Below are 9,402 nucleotides of genomic sequence, written 5' to 3' on the forward strand. Positions count from 1 at the left end.
AGCGCGGGGGTGAGTCCCACCCTGCTGGCCACGCACCGGCAATTCATGGTCAAGCTGGAGGAAGCCATCGGCTACCAGACGCAGGTGCTGCAACAGTTGGACGCGCGCATCGCGCACCACGAGGCGCAACTGATCGACGCCGAGCGCGCGCTCGCCACGCTGCAGCGCGTGCAACAGCGCTGGCAGCACGATTGGCTGCGGCGTCAGCAGCGCCTGGAACAAAAAGCCTTCGACGAAATGGCGGCCACCGTGCACCGACGGCGCCATCCGCCGCATCCGTGATGCCTTGTCCCGCCGCCTAGAGGAGCCCCGCCATGAAAACCGAAGCCGCCTCGCACGCGCACGCCACCCCAGCGACCCAGCGTGCGAACCGCCCAGCCGCGACCGCCGCCAGCGCCGCCGACCCGGCCCAAAACGACCCGTTCGCCCAGCTGCTGGCTGGACTGTCTGCCGACGACGCGGGCGGTCCTGCGGTGGACGACATCGCCACCGACGCGAAGACGAGCGTGTCGGCGCCCGACACGGCCAATGACCCGACGTCGACACCGACCGAGAACCCGCTGTTGGCAGTCCTGGCTGGCAGCCTGGCGGCAACGGCGCAGGCGAGCGATGCGACACCGACGGAGACCGACCCGCCACCACAGGCGCTCGTTCCCGATCCCGCGGCGTCTACGGGAGACGGCAGCAAGCGCCGCGGCAACCCGGTCGCCGACCTGGCCGGCGAGGGCGGCTTGGGCCACTCGGCGGGGCCAGCAGCCGACGCCGGCACGGCAGGCGCCCCCTTTGGTCAGTGGGTTTCGACACTGGCGCGCGCCAAGCAGCGCCCCACTGCAGGTACGCGCGCCACCGCTGCCGAGAGTGCCAATGCCTCGCCCGTCGCCGAGGATGCACGCGCCCGCAGTGATGCGGCCGGGCCCCACGACACCGCGGGCGCTGCGCGGCTGGATGCGCTGCTGGCCTCTGCCGCGCCTGCCGCCGCGCAGGCCCTGGCGGGGGCGGAACCCAACGGCCTGTCCGTGGCCGGCGACCGGCGCGAGGCCGCACGCACCACCGACGGGCCGACGACGGGCAACCCCGGCATCGGCGACCCGATCAGCGCCCCCGCCGCGACGGAAGGAGCCGAGTCCGCCGACTTCGGCCTGCAGTTAGGCGCAGCACTCGCCGACACGTTCGAAGCCATCGGCGCCCAAGTGAGCCTGTGGGCCAGTGGCAAGACGCAGCGCGCCAGCTTCTCGGTGCGCGAGGGGCTGGACACCCCCTTGTCCGTTGACGTGACGCTCAACGACGGCGTGGCGCAACTGCGCTTTCGCACCGACGACGCGGCCCTGCGCCAGTTGATTCAAGCGCAGGCACCGACCGCACTGGCCGATGCGCTGGCGCGCGCCGGCTTGGCACTGGGCGGCATGGAGGTGGGGGGGCAATCGGCCCAGGGCCAAGGCCAGGATTCGGGCACACCCGCCGCTGGCCGCGCGGTGCGCATGGGGTTGACGGCCCTGACCGGGACGGACGCCGCGGAACCCGTGTCCTCGGCGCGCTTGCAGCGAGACAGGGGCGGCGTCGGGCTCGACGTCTATGCCTGAGCGACACGGCCTGGGGGCAGCGACGTTCCCAGTCGCGCCACGGCGTGCGCGGGCAGTGGTGCCGCCAGCCTACCGAGCAACAGGACAAAGCACCCGGTTTTTGGGCTTTGGACAGCGTTCGAGAGGGCGCGACAATGCATTCGACGCTCCTCGTTGCGTGCGCGGCCAGCCGTGACACAATAGGCCACGTCGCGCCCGACGTCGTGTCGTCGGCGATCGGTTCATCCTTGGTATGCCTTTGACATCATGTCCGCCCCAGCAGCCGCCCCCGCCGAAAAACCCAAGAGCAAAAAGCTCCTGATCATCATTATCGCCCTCGTCGTCGTGCTCGCGGCAGCGGGGGGCGCCGCCTTCTTCCTCCTCAAAGGCGGGGGAGAAGAGCACGAAGCTGAGGCGCCCGCCAATCACGAGAAAGCCAAGCCCAAGCCGAAGAAGAAGGACGCAGCGGCCGCGCCCACTTTCATGCCGCTGGATGCCGTGGTGGTCAACTTGGCGGACCCCGGCACGGTGCGCTATGCCCAAGTCGGATTGACCCTGCAGCTCGAAGATGCCAAGACGGCCGAGGAAGTCAAAAAATACATGCCCGCCATCCGCAGCGGCATCCTGATGCTGATCTCGCGCCGCACGGCCGACGAGCTGCTCAGCGCCGACGGCAAGGCCAAGCTGGCCGAAGAAATCCTGGAGCTGGTGCAAAAGACCGCCGACATGGAACCTTACAAGGGCTACAGCCCGGTCGAGGCGGTATTGTTTTCCAGCATCATCGTGCAGTGAAGCAACAGGCACCTTGCACTTGACGCACTAGACGGACGACCATGAGCGACGCGTTTTTGTCCCAGGACGAGATCGACGCCCTGCTCGAGGGCGTCACCGGCGAGAGCCAGAAGCTGGCCAAGGAAGAGGTGCAGACCGGTGGCATCCGCACCTACGATCTGTCCAGCCAGGAACGCATCGTGCGTGGGCGCATGCCCACGATGGAGGTCATCAACGAGCGTTTCGCGCGCAACTTGCGCGTGGGGTTGTTCAACTTCATCCGTCGCAGCCCAGAAATTTCGGTCGGCCCGGTGCAGGTACAAAAGTACAGCATGTTCCTGCGCGAGCTGGTGGTGCCAACCAACTTCAATATCATGGCTGTGCGCCCGCTGCGTGGCAGTGGCCTGGTGGTGTGCGAGCCGACCCTGCTGTTTGGCGTCATCGACAGCCTGTTCGGTGGCACGGGGAAGTTTCACACCCGCATCGAGGGGCGCGACTTCTCTCCCACCGAGCAGCGCGTCATCAACCGCATGGTCGATGTCATCTCCGAAGAGTACAAGAAAGCGTGGAAGGGCGTGTACCCCCTGGAACTGGTGTACCAGCGCTCGGAGATGCAACCGCAGTTTGCCAACATCGCCACGCCCAGCGAAATCGTCGTCAGCACCAGTTTTACGCTGGAGATTGGGGACATCACCGGCTCGCTACATGTGTGCATCCCCTACTCGACGCTGGAGCCGATCCGCGACCTGCTGTATTCCAACACGCAGGGCGACTCGATGGAAGTCGACCGACGCTGGGTCAAACTGCTGAGCCACGAGATCCAGGCGGCAGAGGTCGAATTGGTGGCCGAACTGGCCACGGCGGAGGCCACGGTCGAGCAATTGCTGGCCATGAAGCCGGGCGATTTCATCGAGCTGGAACGACAGCGCATCATCCAGGCCAAAGTGGACGGTGTGCCCGTGCTCGAATGTGAATACGGCACCCACAAGGGCAAGTACGCCCTGAAGGTGGTGCGCACCATCCGCAGCAGTGACCAGAGTTGGCACGCCCACGGAGGGATGAACTATGACAAATGAGAACGACAACCCGCCGGCCACCCCGGTGGACGAACAGGCCCTGGCCGACGAGTGGGCGCAAGCGTTGCAGGAGCAGGCCAGCACCGACCACGGCGGTGGCGGTGCGTTTGCCAGCGCGCCAGCCTTCGACGGTACACCGCCAGCCCCGACGGGTAACAACGACATCAGCATGGTGCTCGATATCCCCGTCACGCTGTCGGTGGAGCTGGGCCGCACCAAGGTGCCGATCAAATACATCTTGCAGCTGGCGCAGGGCTCGATCGTCGAGCTCGATGCGCTGGCGGGCGAGCCGATGGACGTGTTGGTCAACGGCTACTTGATCGCGCAGGGTGAAGTGGTGGTGGTCAACGAGAAGTTCGGCATCCGCCTGACCGACATCGTGACACCGTCGGAGCGCCTGCGGCGCCTGAGCAAGCATTGAGCGCGGGAACATGAGCGGCACCTGGGCATCGCTGGCCCCCGCCCTCGCCTTGCTGGCGATACTGGCGGGGCTGGCCTGGGGGGCACACTGGTGGCGCCGGCAACGGCAAGCCTCCAGCGGCGATACGGCCGCGCTGCGCGTGGTGTCGCAGCTGATGGTCGGCCCGCAGCAGCGCGTGGTGGTGGTGGAACTCGACGGCCCGGCGGGCCTGGTGCAGCTGACGCTGGGCGTCACGCCCCAGCACGTGCGCACGCTGCACGTGCAGCCGCTGGGGACCACCGCTCGGCGGGGCGCCGCCAGCCCTGCCCCGGCCAGCCCCGGGGCGCCGCCCACGCCCCGCTACGCGGACGTGGCGCGGGCGCTGCAAACCCACGAGCCACGACGGGAGCCCACCCCATGACGGCGAGGTGCCGCTGGCTGCAAGGGGCACTGGCGCTGGCGCTGGCCACGGGCAGCGCGGCGCTGTGGGCCCAGTCCACCCCGCCGGGACAACTGCCCCTGGTCATCGGACAGGGGCCGAGCGGCACCAGTTACTCGGTGCCGATCCAGACGCTGCTGTTTTTCACGGCGCTGTCGTTTTTGCCGGCCATTTTGCTCATGATGACAGCGTTTACCCGCATCGTCATCGTGCTGTCGCTGCTGCGCCAGGCGCTGGGCACGCAAGCGTCACCGCCCAACCAGGTCATCATCGGCCTGTCGTTGTTTCTGACCTTCTTCGTCATGGGGCCGACGCTGGACAAGGTTTATGAGACGGCGTACCGTCCCTACAGCACGGGACAGGCCAGCTTCGAGCAGGCGGTCGCCGCTGCCGAAGCGCCCATGCGCGAGTTCATGAAGGGCCAGACGCGCCAAGCGGACTTCCAACTCTTCGTTAACCTGGCCAAGCTCCCGCCCGACACCCGCATTGACGACGCACCCCTGCGGGTGCTGGTGCCTGCCTTCGTCATCAGCGAGCTCAAGACGGCGTTTCAGATCGGGTTCATGGTGTTCATCCCGTTCCTGATCATCGACATGATCGTGGCCAGCGTGCTGATGTCGCTGGGCATGATGATGTTGTCGCCGGTGCTGGTGGCGCTGCCGTTCAAGCTCATGTTGTTCGTACTGGCCGACGGCTGGAATCTGCTCATCGGCTCGTTGGCCGCCAGCTTTGCCACCCCATAAAGGAGCCCGCATGGAGCCGCAAGCCGTCCTCACCCTGGCCCAGCAAGCGATGTTCACGCTGTTGGCGGTGTCAGCGCCCGTTTTGGGCACGGTATTGGTGGTCGGGTTGGTGATCAGCCTGTTTCAGGCGCTCACGCAAATCAACGAGGCAACGCTGTCCTTCGTTCCCAAGCTGGTGGCGGCGGTGGCGGTCTTTGCAATCGCGGGCCCTTGGATGCTGACCACACTGGTCGAGTTCATCCGCCGGGTACTGCTGGCCATTCCGGAGTACGCGGTCTGAGCCACCCGCAGGCGCGACGGCTACCAGCGCCATGGACGGCGTCTTTTTGACCTTCACCGAGGCACAGCTGATGGGCTGGATCGCACCCATCTTCTGGCCGTTTTTGCGCATTCTGGGGGTATTTTCGGCGGCACCGCTGTTTTCGTCACGGTCGGTGCCGGTGCGCACGCGCATCGGGCTGGCGTTCGTGATCGCCGTGTGCATCCAGCCCGCCCTGCCCGCACCGCCCACGCTGTCGCTCAACAGCCCACACGCGCTCGGCGCGGTCGTGCAACAACTCGCCATCGGCCTGTCCATCGGGCTGGCGGCACGCATCGTCTTTGCCGCCATCGAAATGGCAGGCGAAATCATCGGCTTGCAAATGGGCTTGAACTTTGCCGGCTTCTTCGACCCGAGCACCGGCTCGCAGGCGAGCACCGTCGGGCGCTTCTACGGCAACGTCACCATGCTGCTGTTCATCGTGCTCAACGGGCACCTGTTGCTGATCCAGGCCGTGGCGGCGAGCTTCACGACGTTCCCGGTCGGCGACGACAGTTGGAGCGCGCTGCGGCAGATGCGGCTGTTCGAGTTGGGGGCAGTCATTTTCTCGCACGGGCTGTGGATCGCGCTGCCACTGATTGCCACGCTGCTGTTCGTCAACGTGGTGCTGGGCATCATCTCGCGCATCGCCCCGCAGATGAACGTGTTCGCGATCGGCTTTCCCCTCACGCTGTCGGTGGGGCTGATCGGCATCGCGGCGTCGCTGCCGCTGCTGGCCGAGCCAATGCGGCGCCTAATGCAGCTGCTGGCGGGGCTGGTCGGCGTATGAGCGCTCACACCAGCTTGTTGCGGATCGCGTAGACGGTGAGCTCGGCGTTGTTGCTCAACCCCAGCTTTTCCAGCACGCGCGCACGGTAGACGCTCACGGTCTTGGGGCTGATCATGAGCGCCTCGGCAATCTGCGACAGCTTCTTGCCCGAGGCAATCAGGCGCAGCGTCTGCAGCTCGCGCTCGGACAGGCTGTCGTGCAGCTCGCCGCTGTCGGGCGCTTGCAAGTGGTTGGCCAGCAGCTCGGCAATCTCGGGGGTGATGTACTTGCGCCCCTGCGCCACGGTGCGCACGGCGGCAATCAGCGCCTGCGGGTCACCGCCCTTGTTCAAATACCCCATGGCGCCCGCGCGCAGGCAGCGGATGGCGTACTGGTCCTCCGGGTACATGCTGACCATGACCGTGCGCACCGGGTTGCCCTCCTCTTGCAGCACGGCAAGGATCTCCAACCCGCTGCGGCCGGGCAAGTCCACATCCAGCAGCAGCACGTCGGGCTTTTCGCGTCGCAGGGCTTCGCGCAGCGCGGGGTAGCTGTCGGCTTCGGCCACCACCTGGATGTCCGTGGCTTCCATCAGCGTGTCGCGCACCCCGCGGCGCACCACGGCATGGTCGTCGCACAGCACCACACGAATCATGCGTCGTCCTCCTCATGCGTCGTCGATAACGCCTCGGCCAGCGGCACCGACAGGATCAAGGTCATGCCCTGGCCGGGGGCCGTGACCACGTCCAGCCAGCCGCCCACGGATTGGGCGCGCTCACGCAGGCCCAGCAGCCCAAACGAGCGCTCCTTGCCCAGCTCCTGCGCGCTCGCGCCGCGCCCGTCGTCGGCGATTTCGATCGTGAGGTGATCCTCCAGATCGCTGACGTCGATCGTGACCCGGCGCGCCTGCGCGTGTTTGAGCACGTTGGTGAGCGCCTCTTGTACCGTGCGGTATGCCACCATCTCGTGGCGGGCGAGCAACGGCTGGCGCAGCCTGCCGCGCAGCTGCACCTCCAGCCCCGTGCGCTCGGCAAACGTGCGCGTGAGCCATTGCAGCGCCGGCATCAGGCCCTGGTCGAGCACCGCAGGGCGCAGGTTGCGCATGAGGCGCTGGCTGGCCTCGAGCGCCTGTTCGGCCATCGCCAGCGCCGAGCGCACGTGCGCCAGCGCCTCCTCGTCCATCAAGCGGCGCGCCAGCCACGCCAAATCCAGCTTGACGGCTGCCAAGGCACCGCCGATGTCGTCGTGGATCTCGCGCGCGATGTCGGCGCGCTCGCGGTCGATGCTCGTTTGCAGGTGCTCGGTCAGCTCCAGCAGGCGCTGGCGCGAGGCGGCCAGCTCACGCGCCGCTTCGGCCTGCGCGCGCCGTGTCGCCGACAACTCCAGCGCCCGCAGCAGCACCCGCGGCAGGCGTGACAGTTGTGACTTGTCTACATAGTCGCTGACGCCGCGCACCATGGCGTCGGCCACGGTGGCCTCACCGATGGCACCGGAGACCAGAATGAACGGAAGATCGAGCCCTTGCGCCTGCAACCACTCCCACGCCTCCATGCCGCAGAACCCGGCCAGGTGGTAGTCGGCGAGCACAGCGTCGAAAGCCGGGGCAGCGCCGTCGGCCAGCGCAGCCTGAAACGCTGGCATCGCATCGACCAGCACCACGTCGGCCTCGACCTCCGCGCGGCGCAGCGCGCGCACCAGCAACCCGTGATCGACCGGGTTGTCTTCTAGATGCAAAAGACGCAAAACGTTCACGCGACGACGAACCGCAACAAGTCAAGGGGACACGGGCGCGCCGGCAGCAGCCCAGTCGGCTTCACCGACGCGGCGCTGCACCCCGTCGGTCCCGATTGTGCGGGAAAGTGTGCCCCAAATCGCCCCAACATCGATTTTCGTCACGATCCGGAACAACCCCGGGTCGCACCGGCACCAGATGCCGGTATATTTACGGATACCGATCCTATCCGATCCCCTTTTGGGCTTTCCCATGGCAGATCCGGCATCCCCCGCCCCTCAACCCCAGCGCCGCCGTTGGCCGCGGGAAGAGGTGACCGTGATCGAGCCCCGACCCGCGCCGGCCGAGGCCGATGATGAACCCACCGTCGAGGTTCGCTTGGCCGTGGTGGCCGATTTGCAGGATTCGCTGCTGGTGGCGATGAACGACCTCAAGCGCCTGGAGGGGCTGCTGGATCACGCGACCAGCAACCTGTTGGACCGCTTCAACCGCGCCCTTGCCGCCGCAGATGCTCTGGAGCCGGCACACGATTCGCCCGCGCTGCAAGAGCTGCGCGAAACGCTGCGCAGCGCCGTGCTGGAGCTGCAATTCCACGACATGGCCACGCAACTGCTGGTTCATACGGGCAAAGTGCTGCGCGGCTGCGCATACACGCTGGCCGAGCAGGTCATGGAGCCCGAAGAGGACGAAGTGGGCATGGTGGTCACCCACCTGCCTCAGCGGCCCAATCCGGTCACCCAAAGTGAGATGGATGCCGGCTCCATTGAATTGTTTTGAACATTTTCACTTCCACAAGGTTCGCCCATGCACTCGATCCTGGCCGTTGATGATTCCGCCTCCATGCGCAAAATGGTGTCGTTCACCCTGGTGGGCGCGGGCTTTCAAGTGGTGGAGGCCGTCGATGGCGTCGACGCCTACGAGAAAGCACAGAAACAGCGGTTCGACCTGGTGCTGACGGACCAGAACATGCCGCGGCTCGATGGCATCGGCCTGACGCGCAAGCTGCGCGAGCATCCCCAATACGCGCAGACGCCCATCCTGATCCTGACCACGGAGTCGAGCGACCAGATGAAGCAAGCGGGCCGGGCTGCCGGCGCCACCGGCTGGCTGGTCAAGCCGTTCGACCCAAACCGGCTGATCGAAGTGATCCGCAAGGTCATCCGCTGACCCCCACGTCCACCCGCCCCGAGACGACCGAGAGCCCCGCCATGGCAGACACCGCGAATGACGGCTTCGACCTGACCCAGTTCTACCAAATCTTCTTCGAAGAAGCGGGCGAGAACCTGGAGCAGATGGAGCAGCTGCTGCTCAACCTGGACCTGGACACGGTCGACGACGAGACACTCAACGCGATCTTCCGCTGCGCGCACTCGATCAAAGGGGGCGCCGCGACTTTCGGCTTCGAGGACGTTGCCGAGCTGACACACCAGATGGAATCGCTGCTCGACAAGCTGCGCCGCCATGAACTGGTGCCGACCGCGCCCATGGTCGATGTATTGCTGGAGTCGAGCGACGCGCTCAAAGGGCTGCTGGCGCGGCACCAGGGCTTGGGCGGCGAGCCACCGGAGACCTCTGGCTTGGTCGCGCGCATCCGCCAGCTGGCCAGCGGGCAGGC

Annotated in this window: 14 protein-coding genes; 12 read left to right on the plus strand and 2 right to left on the minus strand. The window is 66.6% G+C overall.

All coding sequences use genetic code 11. The features are described 5' to 3' along the window. From Q0716_RS05200 to fliR, 9 genes are all read left to right on the plus strand, one after another. Positions 1-282: flagellar export protein FliJ (locus Q0716_RS05200; protein ID WP_299020449.1), on the plus strand; the 282-nt coding region annotated here is incomplete at its 5' end. A 32-nt stretch (positions 283-314) separates the two neighbouring features. Continuing rightward, a complete protein-coding gene (locus tag Q0716_RS05205) occupies positions 315-1,580 on the plus strand; it encodes a flagellar hook-length control protein FliK (protein WP_299020451.1) in 1,266 nt (421 codons plus the stop codon). A gap of 246 nt (positions 1,581-1,826) precedes the next feature. Next, positions 1,827-2,351, plus strand: a complete 525-nt coding sequence (locus Q0716_RS05210) for a flagellar basal body-associated FliL family protein (RefSeq protein WP_299020453.1) — start codon at positions 1,827-1,829, stop codon at positions 2,349-2,351. Positions 2,352-2,392: 41 nt separating this feature from the next. After that, the gene (gene fliM / locus Q0716_RS05215; RefSeq protein ID WP_299020455.1) at positions 2,393-3,406 is read left to right on the plus strand and encodes a flagellar motor switch protein FliM; all 1,014 of its coding nucleotides are present in this window, start codon (positions 2,393-2,395) and stop codon (positions 3,404-3,406) included. Continuing rightward, positions 3,396-3,827, plus strand: coding sequence for a flagellar motor switch protein FliN (gene fliN, locus Q0716_RS05220; protein ID WP_299020457.1), 432 nt, complete (start codon positions 3,396-3,398; stop codon positions 3,825-3,827). Before fliM ends, fliN begins: the two co-directional genes overlap by 11 nt. Positions 3,828-3,837: 10 nt before the next feature. Further along, positions 3,838-4,227 (plus strand): flagellar biosynthetic protein FliO, encoded by a 390-nt coding sequence (locus Q0716_RS05225; protein ID WP_299020458.1) that lies wholly within the window; start codon positions 3,838-3,840, stop codon positions 4,225-4,227. Continuing rightward, the gene (fliP, locus tag Q0716_RS05230; RefSeq protein WP_299020459.1) at positions 4,224-4,988 is read left to right on the plus strand and encodes a flagellar type III secretion system pore protein FliP; all 765 of its coding nucleotides are present in this window, start codon (positions 4,224-4,226) and stop codon (positions 4,986-4,988) included. Before Q0716_RS05225 ends, fliP begins: the two co-directional genes overlap by 4 nt. 10 nt (positions 4,989-4,998) lie before the next feature. Then, entirely contained in the window at positions 4,999-5,268 is a 270-nt protein-coding gene (fliQ, locus tag Q0716_RS05235; RefSeq protein WP_299020460.1) for a flagellar biosynthesis protein FliQ, read from the plus strand. A 31-nt stretch (positions 5,269-5,299) separates the two neighbouring features. Then, on the plus strand, positions 5,300-6,076 hold the full coding sequence (fliR, locus tag Q0716_RS05240) for a flagellar biosynthetic protein FliR (protein ID WP_299020461.1): 777 nt from the start codon (positions 5,300-5,302) through the stop codon (positions 6,074-6,076). Positions 6,077-6,080: 4 nt separating this feature from the next. Here the strand turns inward: fliR and Q0716_RS05245 are convergent, their stop codons facing one another. Together Q0716_RS05245 and Q0716_RS05250 are read right to left on the minus strand one after the other, a co-directional pair. Beyond that, positions 6,081-6,710, minus strand: a complete 630-nt coding sequence (locus tag Q0716_RS05245; RefSeq protein ID WP_299020462.1) for a response regulator transcription factor — start codon at positions 6,708-6,710, stop codon at positions 6,081-6,083. Then, entirely contained in the window at positions 6,707-7,807 is a 1,101-nt protein-coding gene (locus Q0716_RS05250) for an ATP-binding protein (protein WP_299020464.1), read from the minus strand. Before Q0716_RS05250 ends, Q0716_RS05245 begins: the two co-directional genes overlap by 4 nt. 400 nt (positions 7,808-8,207) lie before the next feature. Between Q0716_RS05250 and Q0716_RS05255 the strand changes: the two genes are divergently transcribed. The 3 genes from Q0716_RS05255 to Q0716_RS05265 all read left to right on the plus strand — a co-directional run. Beyond that, complete coding sequence (locus Q0716_RS05255) at positions 8,208-8,564, plus strand: hypothetical protein (RefSeq protein ID WP_299020474.1); 357 nt, start codon at positions 8,208-8,210, stop codon at positions 8,562-8,564. 27 nt (positions 8,565-8,591) lie between these two features. Continuing rightward, entirely contained in the window at positions 8,592-8,954 is a 363-nt protein-coding gene (locus tag Q0716_RS05260) for a response regulator (RefSeq protein WP_299020467.1), read from the plus strand. Positions 8,955-8,995: 41 nt separating this feature from the next. Then, positions 8,996-9,402: Hpt domain-containing protein (locus tag Q0716_RS05265; RefSeq protein WP_299020470.1), on the plus strand; the 407-nt coding region annotated here is incomplete at its 3' end.

It is taken from the genome of uncultured Tepidimonas sp. (genome assembly GCF_938045175.1).
Lineage (GTDB): Bacteria > Pseudomonadota > Gammaproteobacteria > Burkholderiales > Burkholderiaceae_C > Tepidimonas.

Bases quoted from the DNA above. Each gene is read 5' to 3' on its own strand.
- fliR (WP_299020461.1), top strand. From the start codon at position 5,300: ATGGACGGCGTCTTTTTGACCTTCACCGAGGCACAGCTGATGGGCTGG.
- Q0716_RS05205 (WP_299020451.1), top strand. From the start codon at position 315: ATGAAAACCGAAGCCGCCTCGCACGCGCACGCCACCCCAGCGACCCAG.
- Q0716_RS05255 (WP_299020474.1), top strand. From the start codon at position 8,208: ATGAACGACCTCAAGCGCCTGGAGGGGCTGCTGGATCACGCGACCAGC.
- Q0716_RS05245 (WP_299020462.1), bottom strand. From the start codon at position 6,710: ATGATTCGTGTGGTGCTGTGCGACGACCATGCCGTGGTGCGCCGCGGG.
- fliN (WP_299020457.1), top strand. From the start codon at position 3,396: ATGACAAATGAGAACGACAACCCGCCGGCCACCCCGGTGGACGAACAG.
- fliP (WP_299020459.1), top strand. From the start codon at position 4,224: ATGACGGCGAGGTGCCGCTGGCTGCAAGGGGCACTGGCGCTGGCGCTG.
- Q0716_RS05210 (WP_299020453.1), top strand. From the start codon at position 1,827: ATGTCCGCCCCAGCAGCCGCCCCCGCCGAAAAACCCAAGAGCAAAAAG.
- Q0716_RS05260 (WP_299020467.1), top strand. From the start codon at position 8,592: ATGCACTCGATCCTGGCCGTTGATGATTCCGCCTCCATGCGCAAAATG.
- Q0716_RS05225 (WP_299020458.1), top strand. From the start codon at position 3,838: ATGAGCGGCACCTGGGCATCGCTGGCCCCCGCCCTCGCCTTGCTGGCG.
- fliQ (WP_299020460.1), top strand. From the start codon at position 4,999: ATGGAGCCGCAAGCCGTCCTCACCCTGGCCCAGCAAGCGATGTTCACG.
- fliM (WP_299020455.1), top strand. From the start codon at position 2,393: ATGAGCGACGCGTTTTTGTCCCAGGACGAGATCGACGCCCTGCTCGAG.